General features: G+C 69.9%; 21 protein-coding genes and 2 tRNA genes. 13 read left to right on the forward strand and 10 right to left on the reverse strand.

The window, feature by feature from the left end; translation table 11 throughout:
* Positions 1–42 precede the first annotated feature (42 nt).
* A complete protein-coding gene (locus GZ997_RS10245) occupies positions 43–1,038 on the forward strand; it encodes an aldo/keto reductase (protein WP_162679821.1) in 996 nt (331 codons plus the stop codon).
* Between the two features lie 125 nt (positions 1,039–1,163).
* Here the strand turns inward: GZ997_RS10245 and smpB are convergent, their stop codons facing one another.
* The 4 genes from smpB to ftsE all read right to left on the reverse strand — a co-directional run bounded on the left by smpB (position 1,164) and on the right by ftsE (position 4,886).
* Positions 1,164–1,694, reverse strand: coding sequence for an SsrA-binding protein SmpB (gene smpB, locus GZ997_RS10250; protein WP_161924513.1), 531 nt, complete (start codon positions 1,692–1,694; stop codon positions 1,164–1,166).
* Between the two features lie 169 nt (positions 1,695–1,863).
* Entirely contained in the window at positions 1,864–3,198 is a 1,335-nt protein-coding gene (locus GZ997_RS10255; RefSeq protein WP_162679822.1) for a M23 family metallopeptidase, read from the reverse strand.
* A 5-nt stretch (positions 3,199–3,203) separates the two neighbouring features.
* On the reverse strand, positions 3,204–4,118 hold the full coding sequence (gene ftsX, locus GZ997_RS10260) for a permease-like cell division protein FtsX (protein WP_162679823.1): 915 nt from the start codon (positions 4,116–4,118) through the stop codon (positions 3,204–3,206).
* Between the two features lie 78 nt (positions 4,119–4,196).
* A complete protein-coding gene (gene ftsE / locus GZ997_RS10265; protein ID WP_161924514.1) occupies positions 4,197–4,886 on the reverse strand; it encodes a cell division ATP-binding protein FtsE in 690 nt (229 codons plus the stop codon).
* A 149-nt stretch (positions 4,887–5,035) separates the two neighbouring features.
* On the opposite strand from ftsE, the gene GZ997_RS10270 reads away from it, so the two are divergent.
* Positions 5,036–5,581 carry a hypothetical protein gene (locus tag GZ997_RS10270; protein ID WP_162679824.1) on the forward strand — a complete coding sequence of 182 codons (546 nt, stop codon included), beginning with the start codon at positions 5,036–5,038 and terminating at the stop codon, positions 5,579–5,581.
* 102 nt (positions 5,582–5,683) lie between these two features.
* On the opposite strand, the gene ssb is transcribed toward GZ997_RS10270, so the two are convergent.
* The 4 genes from ssb to GZ997_RS10290 form a co-directional block, all read right to left on the reverse strand.
* Positions 5,684–6,352, reverse strand: coding sequence for a single-stranded DNA-binding protein (gene ssb, locus GZ997_RS10275; protein ID WP_162679825.1), 669 nt, complete (start codon positions 6,350–6,352; stop codon positions 5,684–5,686).
* A 310-nt stretch (positions 6,353–6,662) separates the two neighbouring features.
* Entirely contained in the window at positions 6,663–8,147 is a 1,485-nt protein-coding gene (locus tag GZ997_RS10280; RefSeq protein WP_238994403.1) for a GTPase, read from the reverse strand.
* Positions 8,144–9,739: a GTPase domain-containing protein gene (locus GZ997_RS10285; protein WP_162679826.1), complete on the reverse strand. Its 1,596-nt coding sequence runs from the start codon at positions 9,737–9,739 to the stop codon at positions 8,144–8,146. The genes GZ997_RS10280 and GZ997_RS10285 overlap by 4 nt, the downstream gene beginning before the upstream one ends.
* Positions 9,740–9,829: 90 nt before the next feature.
* Positions 9,830–12,577, reverse strand: coding sequence for an ATP-binding cassette domain-containing protein (locus GZ997_RS10290; RefSeq protein WP_162679827.1), 2,748 nt, complete (start codon positions 12,575–12,577; stop codon positions 9,830–9,832).
* Between the two features lie 139 nt (positions 12,578–12,716).
* Between GZ997_RS10290 and GZ997_RS10295 the strand changes: the two genes are divergently transcribed.
* Positions 12,717–12,789, forward strand: a tRNA-Arg gene (locus GZ997_RS10295).
* A 294-nt stretch (positions 12,790–13,083) separates the two neighbouring features.
* Here GZ997_RS10295 and GZ997_RS10300 read toward each other — a convergent pair.
* The gene (locus tag GZ997_RS10300) at positions 13,084–13,365 is read right to left on the reverse strand and encodes a hypothetical protein (protein WP_162679828.1); all 282 of its coding nucleotides are present in this window, start codon (positions 13,363–13,365) and stop codon (positions 13,084–13,086) included.
* A 72-nt stretch (positions 13,366–13,437) separates the two neighbouring features.
* On the opposite strand from GZ997_RS10300, the gene orn reads away from it, so the two are divergent.
* Positions 13,438–14,058 carry an oligoribonuclease gene (gene orn, locus GZ997_RS10305; protein WP_162679835.1) on the forward strand — a complete coding sequence of 207 codons (621 nt, stop codon included), beginning with the start codon at positions 13,438–13,440 and terminating at the stop codon, positions 14,056–14,058.
* A 214-nt stretch (positions 14,059–14,272) separates the two neighbouring features.
* Positions 14,273–14,348, forward strand: a tRNA-His gene (locus tag GZ997_RS10310).
* Positions 14,349–14,660: 312 nt separating this feature from the next.
* Here GZ997_RS10310 and GZ997_RS10315 read toward each other — a convergent pair.
* Positions 14,661–16,427 (reverse strand): alpha-isopropylmalate synthase regulatory domain-containing protein, encoded by a 1,767-nt coding sequence (locus tag GZ997_RS10315; RefSeq protein WP_162679829.1) that lies wholly within the window; start codon positions 16,425–16,427, stop codon positions 14,661–14,663.
* A 187-nt stretch (positions 16,428–16,614) separates the two neighbouring features.
* Between GZ997_RS10315 and GZ997_RS10320 the strand changes: the two genes are divergently transcribed.
* From GZ997_RS10320 to GZ997_RS10355, 8 genes are all read left to right on the forward strand, one after another.
* Positions 16,615–17,379, forward strand: coding sequence for a DUF6270 domain-containing protein (locus GZ997_RS10320; RefSeq protein ID WP_161924521.1), 765 nt, complete (start codon positions 16,615–16,617; stop codon positions 17,377–17,379).
* A 259-nt stretch (positions 17,380–17,638) separates the two neighbouring features.
* Complete coding sequence (gene wecB / locus GZ997_RS10325; RefSeq protein WP_161925401.1) at positions 17,639–18,811, forward strand: UDP-N-acetylglucosamine 2-epimerase (non-hydrolyzing); 1,173 nt, start codon at positions 17,639–17,641, stop codon at positions 18,809–18,811.
* A complete protein-coding gene (locus GZ997_RS10330) occupies positions 18,808–20,772 on the forward strand; it encodes a polysaccharide biosynthesis protein (protein WP_237564105.1) in 1,965 nt (654 codons plus the stop codon). Before wecB ends, GZ997_RS10330 begins: the two co-directional genes overlap by 4 nt.
* Positions 20,769–21,806, forward strand: a complete 1,038-nt coding sequence (locus GZ997_RS10335) for a glycosyl transferase family 4 (RefSeq protein WP_161924522.1) — start codon at positions 20,769–20,771, stop codon at positions 21,804–21,806. Before GZ997_RS10330 ends, GZ997_RS10335 begins: the two co-directional genes overlap by 4 nt.
* A gap of 5 nt (positions 21,807–21,811) precedes the next feature.
* Positions 21,812–23,056, forward strand: coding sequence for a glycosyltransferase family 4 protein (locus tag GZ997_RS10340; protein WP_162679830.1), 1,245 nt, complete (start codon positions 21,812–21,814; stop codon positions 23,054–23,056).
* Positions 23,057–23,081: 25 nt separating this feature from the next.
* Positions 23,082–24,797, forward strand: a complete 1,716-nt coding sequence (locus GZ997_RS10345; RefSeq protein WP_238994404.1) for a glycosyltransferase — start codon at positions 23,082–23,084, stop codon at positions 24,795–24,797.
* Between the two features lie 26 nt (positions 24,798–24,823).
* Positions 24,824–25,723 carry an ABC transporter permease gene (locus tag GZ997_RS10350; RefSeq protein WP_237564109.1) on the forward strand — a complete coding sequence of 300 codons (900 nt, stop codon included), beginning with the start codon at positions 24,824–24,826 and terminating at the stop codon, positions 25,721–25,723.
* Positions 25,707–26,618, forward strand: coding sequence for an ABC transporter ATP-binding protein (locus GZ997_RS10355; RefSeq protein ID WP_161924523.1), 912 nt, complete (start codon positions 25,707–25,709; stop codon positions 26,616–26,618). The genes GZ997_RS10350 and GZ997_RS10355 overlap by 17 nt, the downstream gene beginning before the upstream one ends.
* Positions 26,619–26,757 lie beyond the last annotated feature (139 nt).

Here is a 26,757-nt window from a genome sequence, read left to right on the forward strand (position 1 = left end):
TAGGCTGGCGGCACCAGCCCACCACCGCAGGAGGCAAGCACCATGGAGACACGCCCACTCCCCGCTCTGAACCGCGACATCTCCACCGTCGGCATCGGCACCTGGCAGCTCGGCACCGACTGGGGCGAGGTCACCGCCGAGGACGCCACCGCCACCCTGCAGGCGGCGCTCGACGCAGGCGTCACCTTCATCGACACCGCCGACGTCTACGGCGACGGGCGCTCCGAGCAGTTAGTCGGCGCATTCACCGCCGCCCACCCCGAGGCCGGACTCACCGTAGCCACCAAGATGGGTCGGCGCGTGGAGCAGCTCCCCGAGAACTACACGCGCGACGCCTTCCTGGCCTGGAACGACCGCTCCCGGCAGAACCTGGGCGTGGACACCCTGGACCTGGTGCAGTTGCACTGCCCGCCCAGTGAAGTCATCTCCGCCGAGCACACCTGGGACTGGCTGGAGGAGATGGTGGGCGCAGGCCGCATCCGCGCCTACGGGGTCAGTGTGGAGACCTGCGCCCAGGCCCTGGAGGCCATGCGCCGCCCCGGCTGCGCCAGCGTGCAGATCATCCTCAACGTCTTCCGCCGCAAGCCGCTGGAGCAGGTGCTGCCGACGGCGCAGGCCACCAGCACCGCAATCATCGCCCGCGTGCCGCTGGCCTCCGGGCTGCTATCCGGCCGGTACCGCGAGGACACCACCTTCCCTGCCTCCGACCACCGCAACTACAACCGCGACGGCTCCGCCTTCGACATCGGCGAGACCTTCTCCGGGGTGCCCTTCGACGTCGGCGTCAAGGCCGCCCAGGAATTCACCTCCCTGTGCCGCGAGCTCGGCCCGGCCGGCGCCACGCCCGCCCAGGTGGCACTGCGCTGGATCCTGGACCAGCCGGGCGTGACCACGGTGATCCCCGGCGCGCGCAGCGCCGAGCAGGCCCGCGCCAACGCCGCGGCCGCCGCGCTGGAACCGTTGAGCGACCAGCTGCACGCCGCCCTGGCGGACCTGTACGACCGGCGCATCCGCACCCACGTGCACGACCGCTGGTAGGGCGAGCCGCCCCGCTGGTCGTCGCAGCCCGCCCGTCGTCCGGGCTTGGCGGTCTGGGCGACGGCGCTCGCTCGTCGGCGGGCGCCGTCACGCCCCTCAGAGGAAGGCTTACCGGGACACCCGTGTCAGCCGCGACGCCGGTTGGCGGAAGCCATGGCGCGCGCCGCCTCGCGCTTGTCCTGTGCCTCCCGCAGGGCCTGGCGCTTGTCCCAGTCCTGCTTACCGCGAGCCAGGGCGAGCTCCAGCTTGACGCGGCCATCGATGAAGTAAAGCTCCAGCGGCACGATGGTGTAGCCCTTGGCCTGCACCCGCTGGGCGAGCTTGTCCAGCTCGGAGCGGTGCAGCAGCAGCTTGCGCTTGCGACGCGGGGAGTGGTTGTTCCAAGTGCCCTGCAGGTACTCGGGGATGTGGGCGCCCTGCAGCCAGGCCTCGCCGTTGCGGTCGATCTCGATCCACGCCTCGGTCAGGGAGGCCCGCCCCATGCGCAGGGCCTTTACCTCGGTGCCGGTCAGGGCGAGGCCGGCCTCGTAGCGGTCCTCGATGAAGTAGTCGTGCGTCGCCCTGCGATTGCGGGCGATGGTCTTGTGTGCGGCGGCTGCCGCCTTGGCGCGCTCGGCCGGGGTGAGCTTCTTGGTCCCCTCGGTCTTCTTGGCCACCGGAGTCTCCTTCCCTCGTCCCGGTCCGTCACACTACGGCGCCGAATCCTACTGCCGACCGCTCCGGTCGCCAAGACGCCCAGCCGCAGGCCCGAGCGCCGCACCCGGAGCGGTCAGCACAACCCCGTGCCGCCGCAGCTGACGCCCAAGGCGGCGCCGGGTCCACCCCTCAGAACCCGGGCAGGGTCATGGGGTCGATCTCCGTACCGTTGATAATCACCTCGAAGTGGACGTGGGGCCCCGTGGCTCCCCCGGTCATGCCCGTGAGACCGATCGTCTGCCCCCGGGTGACGGTGGCACCATTGGGCACGGAGATCGCAGACAGGTGGCAGTAGGCCAGCACCACGGACTGCCCATTGATCACGCCTCCGTTGATGAAGACGCCATTACCGCACGAGCTGTTGATGTTGTAGGTGACGGTTCCGGCCACACCCGCATACTGGGGGGTGCCGGATGAGGCCACGAGGTCGACTCCGGCGTGCAGCCTCCTCTGCCCCGTGATTGGGTGGACGCGGTAGCCGAAGGGCGAGGCAACAATGAGGGGCCCGGCGATGGGGTGCCCGATAGCGCCGCTGCCCAGTGAGGACGAGGCCCCCGAGCCCGACGCCGATCCGGTGTAGCCGGCGGAAGACCTGTTGGCCGCGTCCAGCTCCGCGATCTTGGTGGCAGCGGCCTGCTCATCGGCTGCCGCCTGGGCCTGCTGCTTCTCCAGGCCGGCCTTCTGCGTCTCCAGATTGGACGCGGCCGTCTCCTTCTCGGCCTTCAGCGCGGCCACCTGGTCACGCTTGGTCTTGGCGGTGTCCTTGGCGGTCTGCGCGGCTGCCTTGGCGGCATCTGCCTCAGTCTTCAGCGTAGCGACGCGCTCGGTGGTCGCGTTCTGGCGGGCCTGGCGGTTGGCGGCCTGCGCGCGCTCCTCCTCGGCGGCAGCCAGGACGGATTCCTGCACGCCGGTGGCGATCTCCATGGTGGAGGCACGGTCGGTGAGCTCGTCGACGGAGTCGGAGGCGAGCACGTAGGTCCAGGAGGTCACGGCGCTGTCACCCTGATAGGTGGCTACTACCAGGTCGGCTACCGATGTGGTGTTCTCGTCGACAGTCGTCTGCGTCTGCTCCGCCTGTTCGCGCAGGGTCGCCAGCTCGGACTCGGCCACGGCCAGGCGGTCCGCGGCGGTCTGCTGCTCGCGTTCCTTCTGCGCCAGCACGATTTCAGCGTTATCGAGCTCGGTCTGTGCGGTGCTCAGGGACGCCTGGGCGTTCTGCAGCTCGATGTAGGCCTGCCCCAGCTCCGCGGACACGCCCTCCAGGGATGCGGCCAGCTCGGCCTGCTTGCGCTGCGCGGCGGCCTGGTCGTCGACGGCGTCCTGGCGCTCGTCGGCCTGCGCGCCGACGTACGCGGGTGCAGCTGCCAGGACCAGGGCGACGGCGCCTGCGACGGCGCGGCGGGCCCGCCGCCCGAGACGACGGCGGGCGCGGCGCGCTTGAAGGGACGAGCGGACTGAGAACATGGCGATCAGACCCTTGTGTACTTGGACAGTGAGAAGGCGGATGAGGCCAGGGCCAGGACGACGGCGGCCAGCAGCAGCCAGGGGGCCAGGCGTACCACGTCGCCGGTGCCGATAAAGGCGGTGAATTTAAGCGAGGTTGCCAACCAGTCCGTGACGATGTAGCGGGCCCCCGCCCACAGCGCGGCCACCGCGCCGATCGCACCGATCAGTGCGGCAATGGCGCCCTCGAGCATGAAGGGCAGCTGGATGAACAGGTTCGAGGCGCCGACTAGCCGCATAATGCCGGTCTCCTTGGAGCGGCTCATGGCGGACAGTCGAATTGTGGTGGATATCAGCAGTACCGCCGTCAGCGCCAGAATCGCCGCCAGCCCGCCGGTGATCCAGGAGACTCGATTCATCAGCACGAACAGGGGGTCGAGGGTCTCGCTCTGGTCGATGACGCGCTCGACCCCGGCACGTCCGGTGAACTGCTCGGCGACCACCCGGTACTTCTCCGGTTCCACTAGCTTGATCCGGAAGGACACCGGCATCATGTCCTCGGTTGCGTTGCGGCCGATGCGAGACTCCCCGTAGGCCTCCATGAACCGCTCGTATGCGTCCGCCTTCGACTCGATCGAGTAGGCCTCGATGTAGGGGGCGAGCGTGTCCGACTTGATCAGTTCCTCAACGGCGTCGATCTGCTCCTGTGTGGCCTCGCCGTCGGCGCATGCCGCCGCATTCGAGGACGGCGGGCACATGTAGACGCTGACCTCAACCTTGTCATACCAGTCGCCCTTCATCACGGAGATCTGGTTCTGCAGCAGCACCGAGGCCCCGACGAACAGCAATGACACAAAGGACACCAGGATCACCGAGACGGTCATCACCAGGTTGCGGCTGAGCCCCTTGAAGGTCTCAGAGACGATGAAACGGAATCGCATGCGTTTACCTCAGTACCTCATTCACGGGTTTTACGGGATTCGCAGCCCTCGCAGCACCCACTGCCGGCGGGGCCGGCCTCAACGGTCTGACCCATACACGCCGCGAGCCTGGTCGCGCACCACCTCGCCCGCCTTGAGCTCGATGACGCGCTTGCGCATCTGGTCGACGATCTCGTCGTCGTGGGTGGCCATGACCACGGTAGTGCCCTGGCGGTTGATGCGGTCCAGCAGACGCATAATGCCAACAGAGGTAGACGGGTCAAGGTTTCCGGTGGGCTCATCGGCCATAAGCAGCTTGGGCCGGTTGACCATCGCGCGCGCAATGGCCACGCGCTGCTGCTCACCGCCGGACAGCTCATGCGGCAGCCGCTTGTCCTTCCCGGATAGCCCCACCAGCTCAAGCGCCTCGGGCACGGCCGAGAGAATGTAGTGGCGGGGCTTGCCGATCACCTGCGAGGCGATGGCGACGTTCTCAAACACAGTCTTGTTCTCCAGCAGGCGGAAGTCCTGGAAGACGAATCCCATCTCCTGGCGCAGCTTGGGGACCTTCCAGCTGGAGATCTGTGACAGATCGCGTCCGAGCACGTGAATACGCCCGGAGGTGGGCCGCTCCTCACGCAGAGTCAACCGTAGGAAGGTGGACTTGCCGGAGCCCGATGCGCCCACCAAGAACACGAACTCCTCGCGCTCGATCTCTATGGTTACGTCGTCAAGCGCGGGCCGGGCGCCGCGCTTGTATACCTTGGAGACGTTGTCGAATCGGATCATGGGGAAGCTGCTTCCTGCTCGTGGCCGACGCAGGCACGCCGGGACTGCAAGCCACGGTAACCAGTGGGCCTTGAAATCCCGGTGGTGACACGCCAGGACACGCCGACTCGTGGTGTGGCGACGCCCGCTTGGCGGCTACCGTTCCAGGTATGTCTACAACGGGTCCCACCGGCGCAGGTCTCCCCGCGCACCCCACGCACACGTTCGCCCGACCAGCTGACGAACTGGCCAGCAGCTTGGACGTCGGCTCCTGGGACCGCCTCATCCCGTCGCTCGCCCACGTGCTGCTTCAGTGCGGCATTGCCGACGCGATCGTCGTGGAGCTCACCGTCAGCGCGCCGATTGTCAGTGCGCAGACTGCCGCGCGTATTCCCGCCGACTCCCGCTTCCTGCGTGCCCTGCGCGTCCGCCGCCGGCCGGCGCCCTCACCGGAGCCGCCCTGCCTTAAGGCCTTCGGGACGTCTGGCGAGGTTTCCCTGGGGGTGACGCTGCTCGACCAGCACGGGCGCGCCGTGCTGACTGAGGCCGCCCTGGAGGCGCTCGTAGCCCTGGGCTGGGAGCAGGAGCCCGAGTTCTTGGGTTATCGCTTGCCGGCCTCAAAGGCGCAAGAGGCGACGGCGATGGCGGCACGAGTGCTGATCGAGGTGTTCGGCGTCGCCCATCCAGCGGATCTTGACGTTCACGTCATCGCATAGCCTGCCGCCTCCTGCGCGCGCATACCTCCCCACCGGCAAGCACCACCGGCGCCAGGTGGGCGGGCACTACGCCGCCCCGCGCTGGCCGCTCCCCCGTCGGCGTCACTCCTGCTCGTCCGCGAGCACGTAGTCGAGCGCATTCGGCTCGGATGCAGGCGTCATGAGTGGGGGCGCCGCCTGCCCCGGCATCACCGGATCAGCGACCGGCGTCGGGGCAGGCTCGGGAAGCCCGGCCGACGGCGCCGGCGTGGGGGCTGGAAGCCCGGCCGACGGCGCCGACGTGGGGGCTGGAAGCCCGGCAGCGTCCGGGCTGGGTGCGGACCCGGCGGACTGCGCCGAGCCGGCGGAGCCGGAGGAGGTGGTGGTTGACGCCTCCGAGGTGGCCGCATCGCCGTCGTCTTCGGTATCGCTGCGGTGCACGATCCGCATGAAGCGCGACTCCCCGCGCGTCAGGTCGTGTCCGCCGCAAGAAACGGTCAGCACGTTGGTGGAGAACTCCTCCGATCCCTTGGACCAGTTCTCCTGGGTGAAGCGCCCCACCAGCACCACCGGGTCGCCCTTGTGCAGGGAACGCCCGAGGTTCTCAGCAAGCGCTCCCCACGCCTTGGCGGTGAACCAGATGGTCTGGCCGTCCCGCCAGCCCTGGGCGGTTCGGAACGACGGCGAGGTGGCCAGGCGGAAGTAGCAGTAGGCGCGCCCTCCGGAGGTTCGGGTCACGGCCGGGTTGGTGCCGAGGACGCCTTGGACAACGAGATCTAGTTGACGGCTCATGGGATGCTCCTTTGCGGTGACTTGCCGTGGCTCAGGCTGGGACCGGCGTGCCGCCGGCTGTTTCCAACAGTGCCGCGCACCAGGTCCGGGCCGCCACCGACCTGTTTATGCGGGGGCAGCACCCCCTGCACGAACCTCACCTGTGGACACCGGTGCTCCGGTCCGGCCGCATCCCTCTGCTGCCTGCACAACTGGTTCCAAGGACCGGCAGGCGCGCACAGGGCGAGCCCGGGCCACGCCCCCGTAACCAGTCCGCCTGCGTGCCGGGAGCCTCCAAATGCTTTCGTGTGGAGGAAAAGTCCGTACGGCGCTACCGCGGCAGTTCCAGGGCCTGGCGAAGCATCCGATGGCGCACCAGCACGCCGTCGGCGGGGCGAGTGAGACCGCGGGATACCACGGACACCAGGCGGGCACGCACGGCCCGCGCATACTCCTCAGCCTCCCGGCGGGCACGGGAGCGGCGCGCCAGCAGCGCGCCAACCGCAGCCACCAACCCGATACCCGCAACGGCCAGCGGTGCCAGCAGGCCGGGCACGAAGGCCTGTCCATGCACCAGGGAGACCACTGCCCACACCACCCCGATGAGTGCGGCGAGCGCCCCACCCCACCAGGCCAGCTCAATGACGGGCGTGCGGTGACGCGGCAACTGCACGCTGCCGACCGCCTCAGCAGTCTGAGCCGCCAAGGTCTCGGGGGTGGCGACGGCGTTCTCCACGCTGCGCAACCAGGCACCGGGCAGCCCTTCGGTGGTGCGGCGCAGCCAAGTGGTCTGGACGGAGGCTACGGCGTCCCTAGCGGGCGGAGCCGGACGGGCCAGGGCGCGCGGGAAGGTGCGGGCTAGGCCGGTGCGCACGGAGTCCGCCACCGCCTGGGCACCGCACGCGTGCACGAGTGTGGTCACGGCGGCGTCGGCGAGCTCCGGCTGGGTGGCCACGGCCCTGGCGGCGACCGCCGGACGCAGTCGCATGGCAATGGCATCCAGCTGCGCGGACGCGGTCCGGGCGGCATTGGACTCCCGTGAGACCCGCTCCAGGAACAACTCGTGCACGGCCGCGAGGTTGTCGCCCCGCACCGCGGATACCGGGAGCACCTGCACGTCATGCAGGCCGTCGGCCGCCAGCAGCGCGCGCACGTCCTCCAGCAGCGCCTCAGTGCCGCCCGCGGGCAGGGTGTCTACCTGGTTCACCAGGACCAGCATGTCCTCCTGCCGCGCGCCCAGCCCCCGCAGGTAGCCCTCGTGCAGGACGGCGTCGGCGTATTTCTGCGGGTCAACCACCCACACCAGGATGTCCGCCAGCGGCACCAGCCGGTCCACCTGGAGGGCGTGCTCGGTGCTGACCGAGTCGTAGTCGGGCACGTCCAGCAGCACGAGTCCCGCGAAGGCGTCCTGGTCGGCGGCGTCGAGGAGGGACTCGCGGCGGATGCGCCGGTCATCGGCAACCTCAAGGAAGTCCAGCAGGGCCTCGGCATCGTCCCCCCAGGTACAGGCCGTGGCGCGGGCCGTGGTGGGGCGGCGCGCGCCGACATCGGCGAACTGCAGGCTGGTCAGCGCGTTGAACAGTGAGGACTTGCCGGAGCCGGTGCCGCCGAACAGCGCCACCACCGTGTGATCCACGCCCAGGGCCAGCCGCTCGGCCACCTCGTCCAGGTGCTCCCGGGCAGGAATCGACAACGACGCGGGGATCTCCGTCGGGCACTCGTCGAGCGCGCCGCGCAGACGATCCAGGCGCGCCTCCAGGTGGGCGGCATCAAGCACTTGGCCCCCTGCAGGGGCGGCATTCTGGTTCATGGTCATGCGGTGGCTCCCGGACGGGTAAACGGTGTCAGTTCGCCGGCACGCAGCCGCAGGGCCGCGGCCAGTGCAGGGTCTGGGGCGAGGCCGCGGGCCGCACCGGCCGGCACAACCGCGCTGAGCACGCCTGTCAGCGCCTGGGCCAGGGCCTGCCTGGCCTCGCTGATGGCCGGCCCCAGCCCCAGTCGCTCGGCGGCGGCGCGCGAGCCCTCGATGCCGGCGGCGGCGGAGACCACCAGATCACCGGCCCCCTGCGGTGTCAGCCCCTTGGGCACAGTCGCCAGGTGCTCCTGCTGCGCCGCGGCCCAGGCGCCGACTACTGCGGCCGCGTCGGGCACGTCAGGCAGCAATTCCCGGCTGCGCGAGCCGGCGCCGGCGGCCTCCCAGGTGCGGGAGGCGTCATCATGCACGGAGACGAGAGCCGCTTCCAGCCGGGCCGCGACCGACTCACGGGCGTCCTGGGCGAGCGTGGCCAGGGCGGCAGCGCGCGCCCTGCCCGTGCGGCCGAACCAGCCAGAGCGCAGCTTGCCGCCCTGAGCCAGCGGGGCCAGCGGCCCACCGGTTGAGGCGAGGGTGACCCAGCGGGTGGTGGGGGCACCCTGCCCACAGGTGCCGCGCTCGACGTCGTCGCGCAGATCTGCGGCGGGGGCCTCCAGCAGCTTCTGGGAGGCCGTCTCCAGGCGAGTGGCGGCGTCATCCTGGGCGTCGACGCCGTCGGCGAGGGTGATCAGGTCGGCACGCAGGCCGGTCCACAGCCCGCGGCCAGTGCGGCGCACGAGCCCAGCGGCCCGGTGGCGCCCGGCCAGCAGGCCCAGCCAGTCGCGCAGCTCAGCGATCGAGGCCTCCGGCAACAGGCCCTCGTGGGGGCCGGCGTCGGGAACCACGAAGAACGGGGACTCGGCCAGGCCGAGCGCGTCCAGGCGCTCGACCAGGTCGCGGCGCACCTCCGACAGGACGGTTGTCGGCACGCGGTTCAGGACGACGCCGATCGGGGTCTCCCGGCCGGCCGCTTCCTCCAGGGACGCCCAGGGCGTGTGGTCGCCGTAGCGGGCGGCAGTGGTGATGAACAGCCACAGGTCGGCGGCCTCCAGCAGCCGGGAGGCGAGGACCCGGTTGCTCTCCTGCACGGAGTCCAGGTCGGAGGCGTCCACCAGAGCCAGTCCGGCCGGGACGGCGGCAGAAGTTACGGTCCGGCACACCCCGGCGATCGGGTGCTCTGCCAGCGCGGCGCTGTCCTCGGGATTGACCACGAGTACCGGCGTGCGGGTAGTGGGGCGCAGCACCCCGGCGTCGGAGACCTCCCGGCCGAGCACGGAGTTGACCAGGGTGGACTTGCCCGCACCCGTGGACCCGCCGACGACGACGATCGCCGGAATATCCGCGTCGGCAAGCCGGGGCAGTACGTGGTCCCGGATCTGCGCAATGAGGCTGGAGCGCAGGCGCCTGGCGTCCTCCACACCGGTGGCGCTGAGGCTGAGGTCAAGGTTCTCCAGGTCCCCCACGGTGTCGGTGAGGACGTCTATTAGCTGTGCGCGGCTGAGCGCAGAGACGGGGACGTCTTCTCCGGCGGGCAGCGGGGAAGCAGTTGAGGCCATGATCCAACCTTAGGCTGAAGGCGCGGCGCAGCCGGTATCGACCCGCCCTGCGCCCCGCAGGAACGACGCCGCCGCCGGGCGGGCGCGGGGTCAGCGGCGGTCCCGGCGGGCCAGGCCGATGTAGCAGGCCAGGAAGCAGACCAGGCCGATCGCCGAGAGCAGGCCGAAGTCGGTGGCCCACTGGGACACGCTGTGCTCCCAGATGTCCTCGGCGCGGTTGGGCAGGATCTCATTCATCTGGACCGTGGATGCGGCCATGGCGTAGCCCCAGCGGGCGGGGACGAACCAGGCCAGCTGCTCGAACACCGCCCGGCCGGCAATGGGGATGACACCGCCCGCCAGTACCAGCTGCGCCATGATCGTCACCACCAGCACGGGCATAACCTGCTCGGAGGAGGACACGAAGGCGGACACGGCCAGCCCCAGCAGACCGGAGACGAAGGCGATCGCCCAGCAGCACACCGCCAGCTCCAGGCCCGGGGAGCCCAGCAGGACGGCGTCGGTGGGGGCCTTGTTGAGCGCCAGCGCAATCCCGACCATGACCGCGGTCTGCACGGTGACGATCAGCGCCAGCACTAGCGCCTTGGCCACCAGGTACGAACCCGCCCGCAGGCCCACGGCCTTCTCCCGCAGGTAGACATCGCGCTCCCCCACCAGCTCCCGGATGGTGGCGGCCATCCCGGAGAAGGCCGCGCCGGTAATGAGGATGACCAGCAGCTCGAGCGCCTGCGTGGAGTAGACGACGCACGGCTGCTCGGACGTCGGCTCGGGCAGGTCGGGGACGGCGAAGCCGTTGGAGCCGGCGATGGCCTTGGTGAGCAGGCCGATGATCACCGGCAGGACCAGCATGAACAGCAGGTAGGAGGGGTCGGCGGCGATGATGCGCAGGTGGCGGCGCACCAGCGTGGATACCTGCCGCAGGGCGCTTTGCTGCGGGGCCTGCCGCTCATCGGCGCTCGTGGTCGTGCTGAGCCTGCGGCCGTCGCCGCGCCGAGTAGACGGAACCGTCGCCTCCAGGTGGGCGCGCAGCTCTGCGGCGTGGTTACGGATCAGGGCGTAGACGTCGGCGAAACCGTCAATGGACACCGGGTCCGCGAAACCGCCGCGCGGCGGCGTCACCACCAGTCGGCCCGCCTGCCCGAACTCGGCCAGCCGGGTGCGGAAGTAGGCAATCACCTCCCGCGGCGCCCCGAAGTAGACGGGGGTGCCACCCGCAGCGAGGATAAGGACCTTGTCCGCCCGGTCAATGTGGTTCTCGTTGTGAGTAACCACCACCACGGTGCGCCCGCTGTCACCGGGGCGGGTGCCGTGCGCCAAAGACGCCAGCAGCTCCATCACATCCCGGTCCAGCTGCGGGTCCAGGCCGGAGGTGGGCTCGTCCAGGAACAGCAGGGACGGGCGGGTGAGCAGCTCGATAGCGGTAGAAACACGCTTGCGCTGCCCTCCGGAGAGCTTCTTGACCTTCTTGTCCACGTGCTCAGACAGGTCCAGGTCCTCCAGGACCTCGTTGATGCGGGCGCGCCGCTCAGCCTTGGACACGTCCTTGGCAAAACGCAGCTCAGCCGCGTACTCCAGGGTCTGGCGCACGGTAAGCGCGGAATGGACCACGTCGTTCTGCGGCACCACGCCGATCTTGTTGCGCATCACCGGGTAGTGCTCATACACGTCCAGCCCGTCGAACAGCACCTGCCCCTGCTGCGCCTTCTGCTCACCGGTCAGGGCCTTGAGCAGCGTGGACTTGCCCGCACCCGAGGGGCCCACCACCGCCAGCAGCTCATTGCCGGGCAGGGCGAAGGAGACGCCGTCGAGCAGGGTCAGCTTGCCGTCGTTGACCGAGAAGGTAAGGTCGCGGCCCACCAGTTCCCCGGCCGCGGTGGCAACCTGGACCTCGCAGGTGCCATCGGGGCTGATAACCACGAAGGTGGACCCCATGCCGAAGGTGGTCGGCTCCGTCACCCGATAGCTCTGCACGCGCTGCTGACCCACGAACACCCCGTTGGTCGAGCGCAGGTCCGTCACCACAATCCCCTGCGGCGTCAGGTCCACCCGCGCGTGGTGGCCCGACACCCGCGGGTCATCCAGGCGCAGGCTGGCGTCCGGGGCACGGCCGATGGTGCCGGAGGAGGTGATGGTCACCTTGGCGATGGTGCGACGTCGGCCGGCGGGGAACCCGCCGGTTCCTCCGGATGCGGCCGAGCGGGGCGGGCTCGGCGGGCCGGCGATGGTTACCGATGAGGCCGCGGGATCGGTGATGGTCATGGCAGACGAGGCGCTGGCCGTTGCCGCGGACGGCGCAGATCCAGCGGAGTTGCCGTAGCCGGTCGGGGCCGCGCCGGCGGATGCCCCATAGCCGGCGGGCGCGGGCGCTTGATGACCGTAGGCGGGCGGGGCAGCCGGGGCAGGCGGAGCAGCCGGGGCAGGCGGAGCAGCCGGGGCGGGGCCGACGTCGGTCCCGGGCCCAGGTGCCGGGCGCGGCCCCTGAGCGGGACTAGCTGACCCAGGCGCGGCGGCAGGGGCGGGGCCGGCTGCCGCCGTCGGCACGAAGTCGATTCCAGGCCCGGAGCTGTTGGCAAGGTACACGCGGGTAGGGCCGACTACCAGCGCACGGCGGGTGTCCTGCCCGGCCACCAGCATCCCGTTAGTCCGCGAGATGCATTCCACCACCCAGCCCTCCGCCGTCGGCGTCACGCGCAGGTGCTCGCCGGAGACCACATTGGAGGTGGAGACGACTACGTCGCAGGTGGGCCGCCTGCCGACGGTAAAAGCGGCCGTGAAGACGCGCGGCTGCTCGTAGGCGGGAGCGTTCGTGAGGCGCACGGCAAGCGCTGTTGGTGGCACTTGGATCCTTCCGAGATCGTGGGGCGATAGTTCACCAGCTTGTCCGGAACGATACCTTCCCCGCCCGGCAGTTGGGCACAGTTTCCGCTGCTCCCCAAGTGGGAACTTCTGCCCACTGTGACGTACGCTGTGCCGGTGAGCCTCCGTAGCTCAATGGATAGAGCATCGGCCTTCTAATCCGCAGGTTCCCGGTTCGAGTCCGGGCGGGGGCACCGGGATAAGTCCATATCGCGCCGGAAACTGGTCCCTCCGGTTTGAGGACGTGATCGGTGGCGCGGCTCGGCTGGGGGGGTGCGGCTGGCGCGCCGCCTGCGCGCATGGCCCCAGTCGGCGGCGTCAACCACGCCCGGGCCTGAGTCCAAGCACTCGCCCGCACTTGGACCGCCTCGCAGCACTCTTCTGGCCCGCTCATACTCATCGGGCGCCCTGGGAAAGGCCGACGACGCAGTCGAGCCGAGGCCACGGTTCACCTCGGGTTCACTGCGGGATCACCGTCCCGCGAGCCACTAGTCGCTGTAGGCCTCCGCCTGAGCGATCGCGTCATTCAACTGGCGTTCCAATTCCTTCAAGCGCCGCAGGTGTACAACCCAACCGCCCACGAGACAGGCGGTCAGGACGAGGACCACCACAAGCAGCGGCACCGTCATGACGCCCGAACGGGACAGCACCACCGTAACGAGGGCCCAGATGACGACCAGCACCTGCCATAGTTTGGCGGCGCCTCGCTCGCGCTCCGCTTGATAGGTCAACTTGTCCAACATCTCCGCAGTAACGGTCTGAGCTGCCATGGCCCACAAGATACATCAGCGCCCGAGCCGCCGTTCGAACCGGGTCTACACTCGGCGACCGTGAGTCGACAGATAACTACCGCAGATCCCCTGGTTTGGATCGACTGCGAGATGACGGGCCTGAACCTTGAGGCGGACGCGCTGATCGAGGTGGCAGTGATCGTCACCGACTACGAGCTCAAGCCGCTGGGCAAGGGCATCGACGTGCTGATCAAGCCCCCGGCGGCCGCCCTGGAGCAGATGGGCGACTACGTGCGCGAGATGCACACGAGTTCCGGCCTGCTGGAGGAGCTGAAGGACGGGCTGACGCTTCAGGAGGCCGGCCGCACAGTCCTGGATTACGTGAAGTCCCTGGTGCCGGAGGCGGGCACCGCGCAGCTGGCCGGCAACTCCGTGGGCACTGACAAGTCCTTCCTGGCCCGCGACATGCCCGAGCTCATCGACTACCTGCACTACCGGATCGTGGACGTCTCCTCCATCAAGGAGGTCGCCAAGCGCTGGTTCCCGCGCACCTTCTTCCACGCCCCGGAGAAGCACGGCGGGCACCGCGCGCTGGCAGACATCCTGGAGTCGATCGACGAGCTTCGCTACTACCGCGAGGTGCTGTTCCCCAAGGGCGAGGGCCCCACGAGCGAGGAGTGCCAGGCGGCCGCAGCCCAGGTCGTGGAGCACCCGACGGCGCAGCTGCTCTGACGAGGGCGCCTTCGCCGATGGCCCCTGGAGTCTCCGCCCGGCCGACGGCGTCGTCCGGGCTCGGCCGCCGGGGGCGCGGCGGTTGCACCCGGGCCGGGTCGGCACGCACTCTCGCTCCCCTACCGCGAGGGTGACGCAGTACACGGAGTCCGGATTGGTGCCGGCACGGGCTAGCCGATAAAGTACCGACTCGGTGCGACGCCGTCGCCCGATGGTGGCTGTAGCTCAGTCGGTAGAGCGCCTGGTTGTGGTCCAGGAGGTCGCGGGTTCAAGCCCCGTCAGCCACCCCACGATTTCCCCGGCATTCCAGCGTGTGCCGGGGTTTTTTCGGGCCGTGCCTGGGTCGGCGCATGCGCGCCCCCGCCCGCGCCCGCAACCTGTCAAAACTGATGACAAAGGCGCCCGGCGCAACGCGCGGCGTACCCCAGACCGTTGGAATCATGCGGTTTACGAAGCGCGCCGAACGGGCGCGAATGACGTTTGTAATCGATTCGGACAGTCTGGCCCACCCTGCGGCACGTAAGCCCACCCAGCAGGCCGGGCCGACGTCCCGCAGGCCGACTCCCAACCCACCCCGCGAGCCGACGGATTCCTGCGCCCGCCTACCTGGGCTCTACGCCGCGGCGCAGCAGGCCGACGATGTGCCCGTCGATCAGCGCCTCCCAGGAGGCCTCCACCACGTCCGTGCCCACGCCGACCGTGGACCAGGTCTGCTCCCCGTCGGTGATGTCGATGAGCACGCGCACCACCGACCGGGTGCCGCGCTCGGTATCCAGGATGCGCACCTTGTAGTCGGTCAGCTCGAACTCGGCGGTCTCGGGATAGACCTGCTCCAGCGCCGCGCACAGCGCGTGGTCCAGGGCGTTGACGGGACCGTTGCCCTCCCCCAGTACGGCGTAGCGCCGCCCGCCGGCCCACAGGCGCACGGTGGCCTCGGTCTCGGTGACGGTGTCACCCTCGGTGGACAGCAGCCGCTGCCCGGGCAGGGGCCGGGCCTGGATGGAGGCGCGCCAGGACTCGATGCGGAAGTACTCGGGAAGATCGCCGCGGGCGGCGCGCAGCAGCAGCTCGAAGGAGCCGTCGGCGGCGTCGTAGGTGTAGCCGACGGCCTCACGCGCCTTGACCGCCTCCGTCACCCGGGTGAGCAGCTCGTGGTCGCCGGATGCGTCGATGCCGAACTCGCGGGCCTTGAGCTCAATGGAGGCGCGCCCGGCCATCTCGGACACGAGCATTGTCATCGTGTTGCCCACGCGCTCCGGGTCGATGTGCTGGTACAGGTTCGGGTCCACCCGGATGGCGGAGGCGTGCAGCCCGGCCTTGTGCGCGAAGGCCCGCGCCCCCACGTAGGGCAGGCGGCTCGACGGCGGCCGGTTGACGATCTCGCCCACGTGCCTGGCGACGGCGGACAGCTCGGCCAGGCGCTGGGCGCGCTCGGCGGCGTCGCCGGGGAGCACCGTAAAGTCGGTCTTCAGCTCCAGGTCGGCGATGAGGGTGAGCAGGTTCGCGTTGCCGGTGCGCTCCCCCAGCCCGTTGACGCATCCCTGCACCTGCCGGGCCCCGGCGCGGACGGCCGCTAGGGCCCCGGCGACGGCGACCCCGGCGTCGTCATGAGTGTGGATGCCGATAGTGCAGTCCCCCTGCCCGGCCTTCTCCAGGGCGTCGCGCAGGCGGGCCACGCGCTCGCCGACGACGTCGGGCAGGGTGCCACCATTGGTGTCGCAGGGAATGACGGTGCCGGCTCCCGCCTGCGCGGCGGCCACGGCAACGGCGAGGGGGTAGGGCAGGTCCAGTCCGCTACCGGCCGGTTCCGTGCCGGCCGCAGCTCCGGCGCCGCCGGCAGCGGCTGGGCCGGCCTCGCCGGAACCGGCCGCCTCGCCGGCGAGGACGGCGGCGTGATCGAGCCCGTCGAAGAAGTGCTCCAGGTCAACCATGACCTCGCGGCCCGCGGCGACCAGCACGGCGACCGTGTCGCGCACCATGCGCAGGTTCTCCGCCAGGCTGGTTCGCAGGGCCCGCTCCACGTGCACCGGATCGGACTTGGCGACGATAGTCACCACGGGTGCGCCGGAGTCCAGCAGGGCACGCACCTGTGGGTCCTCCCCGGCGGCCATGCCCGCCTTGCAGGTAGAGCCGAAGGCGACCAGCCTGGCCGTGCGCAGCTCCAGCTCAGTGCGGGCACGGGCGAAGAACTCGGTGTCCTTGGGGATGGCGCCGGGCCAGCCGGCCTCGATGTAGGCCACGCCCAGCTCATCCAGTAGCCGGGCGACGGCGAGCTTGTCGGCGACGGTGAAGGCGACGGACTGCTGCTGGGCGCCGTCACGCAGGGTGGTGTCGTAGGCGGCGACGGCGCTGGAAGTGCCTGCGGGCATGTGGGGTTCCCTTCCGCGGTGGCTGTTCACCGGAGAGTCTGTCATATTCAGACAGCTTGTCTGCTCCCGCGGCAACCGCTCCCTGAGAGGGTGCTCACCCGGCGGCTCCAACCCGTGGCGTGCGCGTGGCCGATGCCGGTTGCGTCTACGCTTTTCCCACCAGCCCTTTGACCTGCCGGAGGAGCCGATGAGCGACGCCCAGACTGCGCGTACCGTCTCCGTGTTCGGCTCATGCGTGGGTCGGGACACCGTGGAGGTGATGCGTCGGCAAGGCTGGCGGGTCGGGGCCTATGTGGCACGCCAGTCGTTGCTGTCGGCGGGTTCGCACGTGCCGGAGGGCACCTTGGACCTGAGCGGGTTCAGCTCCGCCTTCGTCAGGCGGGTACACGCCGAGGACCTGGTCGGCGACCGCCACTCCCGCCTGCAGGCTGCGGCGGAGCGCACGGACGTGCTGCTGTGGGACATCGTGGACGAGCGCCTGGGCGTGTTCGAGCTGCCCGGCGGCGAGCTGCTGACCCGCACCACTGAGGGACTCACGGCGGGCCTGTACGACTCGCTGGAGGGAGCGCGCCTGCTGGAGTTCGGATCTGACGAGCACTTCGAGCGCTGGCGGGAGACGCTGCCGGCCTGGCGCGCGGAGCTGGAGGACCTGGGCCTGGCTGACCGCACGCTGCTGCTGCAAACGGCGTGGGCAATTGCGGACGAGGACGGGGAGAGCACGCCGACGTCCTGGGGCGTGGGCGCGGCGGAGGCAAACTGGTTCGCGCAGCGCTACTACGAGGCCGCAGCAGAGGCCACGGGAGTGCGCGTGCTGCGCCTGCCGGACGAGCTGACGCTTGCCGGCACGCACCATGTCTGGGGGCCGGCACCCTTCCACTACCAGGACGCCGCCTACGCGTGGCTGGCCGAGCGCATCAACCGCTTTGCGGAGCAGCTCCCCGCCAGGCACTAGGCGGCGGCGAGCCGGCACTGAGCCGACTCCCAGACCGCCTCACGGGCAGAGTTCCGGGATGAGTTCCGGGCAGAGTTCCGGGCCGACGCCGCGGCACAGGCAGGCATGAGTATGGCAACAAAGGTAACGGTCCGGCAGCTCGGCGGGATACTGGGTAGCCGAAGTGAGACCGCGCGCTATCCTGAGAAACGTCTTTGTCAGTGACTCCCCGTCTCTGGCAGTACAGTTCCCACTAGGAGTGCCAGTGCCGAAGAGCGTCATGGTCGTTTACGGCACACGCCCCGAGGCGATCAAGCTGGCGCCGGTCATCCAGGGGCTGCGAGACCACGCGGACCTGCGCCCCACGCTCGTGTCCACTGGGCAGCACCGGGAGATGCTGGGCCAGGTAAGCGAGATTTTCAGCCTGGCGCCGGACTATGACATCGACGTGTTCGAACCCGGCCAGACCCTGAACACGCTCAGCGCCAAGATCCTCGCCCGGCTGGATCCTGTCCTCGCCTCCGCAAGCCCGGACGCGGTCCTGGTACAGGGCGATACGACCTCCGTCGCCGCCGCGGCGCTGGCGGCCTTCTACCGACGAGTGCCAGTGGTGCACCTAGAGGCGGGGCTGCGCTCGGGGAACCTCTCCTCCCCCTTTCCCGAGGAGGCCAATCGGCGGGTGACCACCCAGCTGGCCTCACTACACCTGGCGCCTACCCCGCGCTCAAGAGCTAACCTGCTGCGCGAGGGCGTGGACCCGGAAGGCATCGCGGTCACCGGCAACACGGTGATTGACGCCCTGCTGCACACGCGCGCCCGGCGCACTCAGCCCGCCGACCCCCGTCTGCGGGAGGCGATTGCGCAGGGGCGTCCGCTCATCTTGGTCACGGCCCACCGGCGGGAGAACTGGGGTGAGGCGCTGGAGGGTGTGGGACGGGCGCTGGCACGCCTGGCGGCCCGCTTCCCCGAGCACCTGATCGTGCTGCCGGTGCACCGTAATCCGGTTGTGCGCGAGGCAGTCATCCCGCACGTGGCGCAGCTGGCGAATGTGCTCATCTCCGAGCCCCTGGCCTACGGGGAGTTCACCACCGTCATGGACGCCGCCCGGATCGTGCTCACCGACTCCGGCGGCGTGCAGGAGGAGGCGCCGAGCCTGGGCAAGCCCGTACTGGTGATGCGCGAGAACACCGAGCGTCCCGAGGGCGTAGAAGCCGGCACGGTCCGCCTCATCGGCACGGCGGAGGACCGGCTGGTAACGGAGGTCTCCGCCCTGCTGGACTCCCCCACCCTGTATCAGCAGATGGCTCACGCCGCCAACCCTTACGGCGATGGCCACGCATCCCAGCGCGCGGTGGCCGCGATCGCCGCGCTGCTGGGCCTGGGCGAGCGCCTGCCCGATTTCCGTCCCGCCATGTCACGTCCCACCGATCACCTGAGGTCAGTATCACTGTGAATTCCCTGAACTCCTCCCCGGCGGGGGCCCGGCAGGAAGCCCCCGCATCCGGACCGCAGCCCGGCGCAGCCGCCCTCCCCACCACACCGGACCCGCGCGAGTCCTGGCCGACCACCGATATCGGCGGCTCGCGGCTGCACCTGCCGCACGGGACCATCCCGGCCCTGGACTGCGCCATGTGGGTGCTGGCGATTGTGCTGGTCCTGTCCCTGAACATTGACGGCAGCTCCCGGGAGCCGACCGGCATCGCGACCGGTATCGCCATCCTGCTCGCGGCAGTGCTGCAGCTGCTGGCCTGGCTGCTGTTCCTGCGCGGCCGCGCCCGCTTCGCCACCGGGGATGAGATCCCGCAGATCCTGGTCACGGATGTACTGATTGCGGCGGTGCTGATGCTCGCATCCATCCTGTCCCAGGGCCTGCTGCTGCCGCTGGGGGCGGCGGTGGTCTCCGGGGCGGTGGCGCTGACCCTGCATATGGCGGTGCGCTGGCTCTTCCAGCGCGTAGTCGCCTGGCGGCACCGCCCGCAGGCGCACCGCAGCCGGCGCACCATCGTGCTCGGGGCAGGCTACGGCGGGGTACAGGCGATCAGCTTGATGCAGCAGGACCAGGAGGGCGTCTTCACCCCGGTTGCCATCCTGGACGATGACCCCTCCAAGCGGCACCTGCGCATCAGCGGGGTGCGGGTGCTGGGGCCGTGGGAGGCGCTCGGGCAGGTAGCCGCGGAGAAGCGCGCCGACCTGGTACTGCTGGCGGTGCCCTCCGCAGGCCCGGAGCGAGTCGACGAGGTTGTGGAGAAGGCCCAGTCCCTGGGACTCGAGATCCGCATCATGCCCTCCATGGAGGAGCTGGTCGAGCGCGCGCCCTCGTACCACCCCGACGCCTCCCAGCTCCAGTCGACCAACGTCTTCCGGCCCCCGCAGATCGCGGACCTGCTCGGACGCCGCGAGATCGACACCGACGTCGACGCCATCGGTGCCTACCTGACCGGCGAGCGCGTCCTGGTGACGGGTGCGGGCGGATCGATCGGCTCCCAGCTGTGCCACGCAATCGCCCGCTACGAGCCGGAGCGACTGATCATGGTGGACCGGGACGACTCCGCCCTGCACGCGGTACAGCTGTCCCTGGACGGGCAGGCGATGCTCGACTCCCCCGACGTGATCCTCGGAGACCTGCGCACCCCCGGCTTCATTCCCGCCCTGTTCGACGAGAACCGGCCGACCATCGTCTTCCACGCGGCCGCACTGAAGCACGTCACGCTCACGGAGCGCTTCCCGGAGGAGGCCTTCCTGACGAATGTGGCGGCCACCCGCGACCTGCTGCTGGCGGCAGCCAGTCATGACGTGCGGCGATTCATCAATATCTCCACGGACAAGGCCGCGGACCCGCAGTGCGTGCTCGGCTACTCCAAGCGGGTGGCCGAGCGGCTGACGGCAACCATCGGGCGGACGCTGGCTCCCGAGCGCCGCTTCATGTCCGTGCGATTCGGGAACGTACTGGGTTCACGCGGCTCGGCGCTGCTGACCTTCGCCTCCCAGCTGGAGCGCGGGCTACCGCTGACGATCACGGACCCGAGCATGGAGCGGTTCTTCATGAGCGTGGACGAGGCCTGCCAGCTGGTCCTGCAGGCAGGGGTGCTTGGGCGCTCGGGCGAGGTCCTGATCCTGGACATGGGCAAGCCGCACAACATCGAGGAGATCGCGCGCCGCTTCGCCACCCTGATGGGCTACCCCGACGCGCAAGTCACCTACACGCGGGTGCGCCCCGGGGAGAAGCTCACCGAGGAGCTGTTCGGCCGGGGCGAGCAGGACGTGCGCCCGAATCACCCGCTGATCTCGCAGACCTCGGTGCCGCCCTACCCGATGGGGAAGCTCGCGGCGATCACCGACTTGCGTGAACGCGCCGAGTGGGGCCAGCACGGTGCCCTGGTACGCCGGTGGATGGAAGCGGAGAGCGGGGCATGACAGTTGCCCTGGTCCTCGGCTTCCTGGCCGCCGCGGCGGCGTCGGCGCTGGCGACGGCGGCGCTGATCCCGGTGCTGCGGCGCGCCCAGGTGGTCGACGTCCCGGTGGATCGCTCGCTGCACGTGGTGCCGACACCGCGCGGCGGCGGCCTGGCCGTGGTGCTAGGGGCGCTGCTGGTAATGGGCCCGGCGATCGTAATCGCCTGGCACCGGCTCGCGACGACGCACGCGTACACCCGCTTCAGCGTGCTGGCGCTGGGGCTGGTGGCGATTGTGGCCTTCGCGGTCGTGGGCCTGACGGAGGACCTCTTCTCTCTTTCCACCCGGTTGCGCCTGTGCCTGCAGCTGGTCCTGGGCCTGCTCCTGGGCCTGGCCGCCGCCGCCCTGGTGGGGGCGAACCCGTGGGTGGCCGTGGCCGTGGCCGTGTGCGCCGCGGGACTGGTCAACGCCACCAACTTCATGGACGGCGCAAACGGCCTGGCTGCGGGGCACGCGGTGGTGGCGGGCCTATGGTTCACGGTGGTGGCGCTGGCGCACCCGGTTCCGGGACTCGGCGTCGTGATGATTGCGGTGGCCGGGGCGGCAGCAGGATTCCTGCCCTTCAACGCGCCGCGGGCGCGGCTCTTCCTGGGCGACTCCGGCTCCTACGCGCTGGGCGGCGCCTGGGCCTTCGCGGCCACGATCTGCCTGGCCTCCGGGGTTCCGGCAAGTGCTTCGGTGGCACCGCTGCTGGTGCTGGTGACCGATGCCGGCTTCACCCTGGGGATGCGGGTGCGCACCGGGCAGCGGTGGTATGAGCCGCACAAGCTGCACGTTTACCAGCGCCTGGTGACATTCGGCTGGCCGCACTGGGCCGTGGCCCTGCTGGTGGCGGCCACGGCGGCGCTGTGCTCGGCCCTGGCCTGGCTGGGCCTGGTGCTGGGGCAGCCGGCGCTTGCCTGGGGGCTCATCGGCGCGGTGCTGATCGCCTACCTGTACCTGCCGCTAGCGGTCGGGGCCGGCGACCCCTTCCGCGCGCTGAGGCCGGTGAGGTGAGGAAGATGAGGATCCTGCTGCTCACCCACTACTGGGCGCCGGAGACGGGCGCCCCGCAGATGCGTTGGGGCTGGCTGGCCCGCGGCCTGGTCCGGCGCGGCCACGAGCTGGCCGTGCTGGCTCCGCCGCCGCACTATCCCACCGGGCGCCTGCTCGACGCCGACCCGCGCCACGCCCCGGGCGCGGTGCACCGGGACCCGTCCGGGGCGATGATCCACCGCACCGCCTTCCGCCCCTACGACGTCGGCCTGGGGGGCCGGGGCGCGGACCAGGCGGTGGCTGCGGCGGACGCCCTGAAGCTGGGACTGCGGCGCTTTACCGGATCGCAGCGGCCCGACGTCGTCGTCGGCACGGTGCCGGGGCTACCGACCCTGCCGGCCGCCCTGATGCTGGGGCGCGTGCTGCGCCGGCCGGTAGTGGCGGAGCTGCGCGACGCCTGGCCGGACATCCTTGACTCCGCCTCCAGCTGGGCAGGTGGTGACGCTCCCGGGCTGCGGCGTCGGGCGCTGGCGGCGGCGCGCGGGACCGTACCGGGGGCAATCACCCATCTGGAGCGCCAGGCCGACGCCGTGGTTACCACCACCGAGTCCTTCGCCCAAGCGCTGCGCGAGCGCGGCCTGGGGCACGTGGTCACGGTCCGCAATGCGCCGGCAGCCCCGGTCGCGGCGCTCCCGCCCGTGCCGGGCTCTCGGGCGGATGGTGCCCTGCGCGTGCTGTACCTGGGCACGGTGGGTCGGGCCCAGGGGCTGGACAGTGCGGTGCGGGCCGCCGCCCTGGCAGCACAGCGGGGCACGCATGTGATGCTGCGGATTGTCGGCGACGGCGCGCAAGCCGCAGCCGTGCGCGCGGAGGCGACGCGTCTAGACGCCCCGGTGCAGGTGCTGGAGCCGGTTCCCGTGGAGCGGGTGGGCGAGCAGTACGCGTGGGCGGACACGGTGCTGGTGTCTTTGCAGGACTGGCCTGCCATGTCACTGACGGTTCCGTCCAAGCTGTACGAGCTCCTGGCCACCGGTCGGCACATCAGTGGCGCGGTTGCGGGCGAGGCCGCAGCGATTGTGCGCGAGTCCGGAGCCGGGGACATAGTCGCCCCGCAAGACCCGCAGGCGCTGGCGGCACTGTGGACGGAGCTGGCGGCCGACCGCTCCCGCCTGGCTCCCGCCAGCGGCTCGCTGTGGCTGGATGAGCACGCACGCAAGGAGGACCTGGTGTCCCGTTACGAGTCACTGCTGGAGGGGGTAACTGGTGCCTGAGGCTCAGCGCATCCGCAATATACGCTTGCTGATTGACTCCACTAGTCGGCTTCTCGCCGAGGATCCGCTGCTGCTGGCGGTGCAGTCGGCCCGGCGCCTGCCCCCCGGGGCACGCGGGCGCATGGCACGAGCCGTCGGCGCAGGCGCGAGGCCAGGGTCCTTGCGCCTGGCCCTGGGCGAGTTCCTTGCCGACCGCCCCGCGCAGGCCGAGCGAGCGCTGGCTGCCGCGGTACCCCGTTCACCGGCGGGCAGGCGGTTAGCGGCGGAGCTGTCAGTCCAGCTCGGCCGCCTTCACCCCGACGCCGCCGCCCAGCTGCCGCCAACGCTGCGCTCCCGGGACTACTGGTCCCGGGGTCAGCTCCATGACGCGGTTGCTGTGCTCGACGGCGTTCCCGAGGCGCGGGCGCGGCGCGCACGGCTGCGCTCGCAACTGGCGGTGATGAGCCCGGGCTTCACGCTCCCACGGGTAACCCGCTCGCCCAGGTGGGAGGAGCCGGCTCGGAGCGGACCGACCCGGGTGCTACATGTACTGACGAACTCCTTCCCGCACACCCAGTCCGGCTATGCGGTGCGCTCTCACGCGGTGCTTGGCGCCCAGCGCGCCGCGGGCATTGAGGTGCGCGCGATTACGCGGATCGGCTATCCGGTGACGGTGGGGCTGGTAGGCGCGGCCGGCACGGACGTGGTGGATGGGATCGAGTACCGGCGGCTGCTGCCGTCCCGGCTGGCGCCGACCCCGGCGGCGCGGCTGGTGCAAATGGCGCGTCTGCTGGCGCAGGAGGTGGAGGTCTTCCGCCCGCACGTGCTGCACACCACCACGAACTTTCAGAACGCGCTGGTCACGCGCGCCGTGGCAGAGTCGTACGGGCTGGCGTGGGTGTATGAGATGCGCGGTGTGCTGGAGCAGACCTGGGTGGCCTCCCGCCCGGTGAGCCAGCAGGCTCAGGCGCTGGGCTCAGAGCGGTTCCGCCTGTTGCGCGCCAAGGAGACCGAGATGGCGCTGGCGGCGGACGCGGTAGTGGTCCTGTCGCAGGTACAGCTTGAGGACCTGGTCGCGCGCGGGGTGCCGGCGGAGCGCATCAGGATTGTTCCTAACGCGGTGGAGGACGCCGTGCTGGAGGTGCCCGCGGTGGGTGCGGCTGAGGCGCGCACTCGGCTGGGGCTGCCTCGCGAGGGCTTCTGGGCTGGCAGCGTCTCCTCCCTGGTGGACTATGAGGGCTTCGATGTATTGCTCGAGGCGGTGGCGCGGTGCCGCGCGAGCGGGGTCGATGTGCGCTGCCTGCTGGTGGGCGACGGCGTCAGTCGGCCGGGGCTCGAGGCACGGGCGGCGGAGCTCGGCCTGGGGCCCGAGGTCTGCGTGCTGCCGGGGAGGGTGCCGCAGCAGGAGTCCCTGAACTGGTACCAGGCCCTGGATGCGTTCTGCGTGCCCCGGAGGGACACGCCTGTCTGCAGGTCGGTGACGCCGATCAAGCCTTTCAACGCGATGGCACTGGGCCGGGAGGTGCTGGTGTCTGACCTGCCGGCCTTGCGGGAGGTTGTTGCCCGGGGCGGTGGCGAGGTATTCCCCGCCGAGGATGCTGCGGCCCTCGCCACTGCCCTCACTGGGGCGGCCAGGCGCTCGGAGGACTCGAATCGTGTTGCCGCGCCCGGCCAGAATAGGATTCGTGCTGAAGCTTGCGGACTACCCACGTGGAGTCGCAACGGCACGGTCTACCGCGCGATGTATGAGGAGTTGAGGTGAGCACACAGTCTCAGGAGCCGATGCCCATGACCTGGCTCGATCGCGCTTACGAGAACTACTACATGCGTAGTTCCCACGTCGTCTCCGACCGCCAGCTGGAGTCCCTGGACCCGGTCGGGCTGCGGCCGCCGCTGGGCAAGTACATCGCACAGCTGTGGCAGCGGCGGCACTTCATTTGGGCGGATGCCCGGGCCAAGGCGCTTGGCTCCCAGCGCGGCACGCTACTCGGCAATGCCTGGCTGATCGTCAAGCCTATGCTGGATGCACTCGTCTATTTCGTGATATTCGGTCTACTGCTGCAGACCTCCCGCGGCATCGAGAACTTTGTCGGCTACCTGATCATCGGCGTGACGCTGTTTCCGCCCCTCCAGCGTTCAATAACAGGAGGAGCCCAAGTGGTCAGGAACGGCAGGAACATGATTCGGGGCTTCTCCTTCCCCCGCGCAGTGCTGCCGATCTCGTACACGCTGCGCTCGGCGATCGACACGTTGCCGCCCCTGGCGTCGGTGCTGTTCTTAGTGGCAGTCCTGCCTCCCCACGCCCTACCCACATTGCACTGGCTACTCATCATCCCGATCTTCCTATTACAGTTCATGCTCGCGCTGGGACTGACTTTTTTCGCGGCGCGCATCACCACGCTGTTTCCAGACATGCGCAATATCTGGCCGTTCCTGACCCAGTTCTGGTTCTACGGATCAGGCGTGTTCTTTTCCTACGAGCGGTTCATAGACCACCCCACCGTGCTTGCGTTCATGGACGTGAACCCCGGTTACCTCATCCTCACGATGTACCGGGACTGCATCTTGTACGACGCAATGCCTGACACGAGGTCCTGGGCGCTGCTGATCACCTGGACCTTTGGAGCGCTGGTTCTCGGCTTCGTATTCTTCTGGGAGAAGGAGGTCGCATATGCCGTCGAACGCTGAATCGACGAAAGACTCCGCTGCCGCAGAGCCCACCGTGGTAGTACGCGACGTGCAGGTCCGCTACCGCTCCCCCTCCAGTGACGCCAGCGCCATGCGCGCGCTGTCACCTGCCACGCGGGTGTTCCTGCGAGTGACCGGTCAGCGACCGAAGGTGGATGTCGACGCGCTCAAGGGGGTCTCGCTGGTGGCCCGCGCCGGTGAGTCGATTGGCATCCTCGGCAGAAACGGCTCGGGCAAGTCCACTCTGCTGCGCATCATCGCCGGGCTGGAGACACCCCGCGCCGGCAGTGTCAGAGCCCGCTCAACTCCGGTGCTGCTCGGGGTTAACGCGGCCCTAGTACCCGACCTTCCTGGTGAGCGGAACGTCCTGCTCGGCTGCCTGGCCATGGGCCTGTCCAAGCAGCAGGCTCGGGACGTGCTGCCCGAGGTCGTAGAGCTTGCCGGAATTGGCAAGGCGATTTACCGACCGATGAAGACCTACTCGTCAGGTATGGCCTCCAGGCTCCGCTTCGCCATCGCCGCCGCCGCGAATCCAGACATCCTGCTTATTGACGAGGCACTGAGCACCGGTGACGCCGCCTTCAAGGAGCGCAGTGAGCGGAAGATGACTGAGCTCCGCCAGGCAGCGGGGACGGTGTTCCTGGTGAGCCACGCGGCGCAGACCATTGAGGAGATGTGCTCACGGGCGATCTGGCTGATGGAGGGCGAGATAATCGGGGACGGCCCCGGACCGGAGATCGCCCACGATTACCGCTGGTGGTCGTGGAACATCACCAAGAACGAGTTCGACAAGGCGGACGAGATCCTGGCCCGCTGCCGCCGGAAGTGGGCGCCCCGGCAGCCTGTGATCTCCGATCCGGATCTCTACAGGGGCGCTTGGCGGCACGCCTACTAGCCGCTCCGCCCGGCTGAGGGGCAGGCCACCTCGGGGTCGGCTGGTGCCGCCTCCCCGCAGATGCTCCGCCCGGCTGAGGGGCACGGGGTGTAGGAGGCGGCTTGGGTGATCGGTCGGGACCTGACCGATCACCCAAGCC

The organism is Actinomyces sp. 565, from assembly GCF_010365615.1.
GTDB lineage: Bacteria > Actinomycetota > Actinomycetes > Actinomycetales > Actinomycetaceae > Actinomyces.

Excerpts from the sequence above, each read along its gene's own strand:
- GZ997_RS10320 (WP_161924521.1), top strand. The coding sequence starts at position 16,615 with ATGAGCGACGCCCAGACTGCGCGTACCGTCTCCGTGTTCGGCTCATGC.
- ftsE (WP_161924514.1), bottom strand. The coding sequence starts at position 4,886 with ATGATCCGATTCGACAACGTCTCCAAGGTATACAAGCGCGGCGCCCGG.
- ssb (WP_162679825.1), bottom strand. The coding sequence starts at position 6,352 with ATGAGCCGTCAACTAGATCTCGTTGTCCAAGGCGTCCTCGGCACCAAC.
- GZ997_RS10340 (WP_162679830.1), top strand. The coding sequence starts at position 21,812 with ATGAGGATCCTGCTGCTCACCCACTACTGGGCGCCGGAGACGGGCGCC.
- wecB (WP_161925401.1), top strand. The coding sequence starts at position 17,639 with ATGGTCGTTTACGGCACACGCCCCGAGGCGATCAAGCTGGCGCCGGTC.
- GZ997_RS10315 (WP_162679829.1), bottom strand. The coding sequence starts at position 16,427 with ATGCCCGCAGGCACTTCCAGCGCCGTCGCCGCCTACGACACCACCCTG.
- GZ997_RS10355 (WP_161924523.1), top strand. The coding sequence starts at position 25,707 with ATGCCGTCGAACGCTGAATCGACGAAAGACTCCGCTGCCGCAGAGCCC.
- GZ997_RS10285 (WP_162679826.1), bottom strand. The coding sequence starts at position 9,739 with ATGGCCTCAACTGCTTCCCCGCTGCCCGCCGGAGAAGACGTCCCCGTC.
- GZ997_RS10335 (WP_161924522.1), top strand. The coding sequence starts at position 20,769 with ATGACAGTTGCCCTGGTCCTCGGCTTCCTGGCCGCCGCGGCGGCGTCG.
- ftsX (WP_162679823.1), bottom strand. The coding sequence starts at position 4,118 with ATGCGATTCCGTTTCATCGTCTCTGAGACCTTCAAGGGGCTCAGCCGC.
- GZ997_RS10245 (WP_162679821.1), top strand. The coding sequence starts at position 43 with ATGGAGACACGCCCACTCCCCGCTCTGAACCGCGACATCTCCACCGTC.
- GZ997_RS10350 (WP_237564109.1), top strand. The coding sequence starts at position 24,824 with ATGACCTGGCTCGATCGCGCTTACGAGAACTACTACATGCGTAGTTCC.
- GZ997_RS10280 (WP_238994403.1), bottom strand. The coding sequence starts at position 8,147 with ATGACCATGAACCAGAATGCCGCCCCTGCAGGGGGCCAAGTGCTTGAT.
- GZ997_RS10255 (WP_162679822.1), bottom strand. The coding sequence starts at position 3,198 with ATGTTCTCAGTCCGCTCGTCCCTTCAAGCGCGCCGCGCCCGCCGTCGT.
- GZ997_RS10300 (WP_162679828.1), bottom strand. The coding sequence starts at position 13,365 with ATGGCAGCTCAGACCGTTACTGCGGAGATGTTGGACAAGTTGACCTAT.
- GZ997_RS10270 (WP_162679824.1), top strand. The coding sequence starts at position 5,036 with ATGTCTACAACGGGTCCCACCGGCGCAGGTCTCCCCGCGCACCCCACG.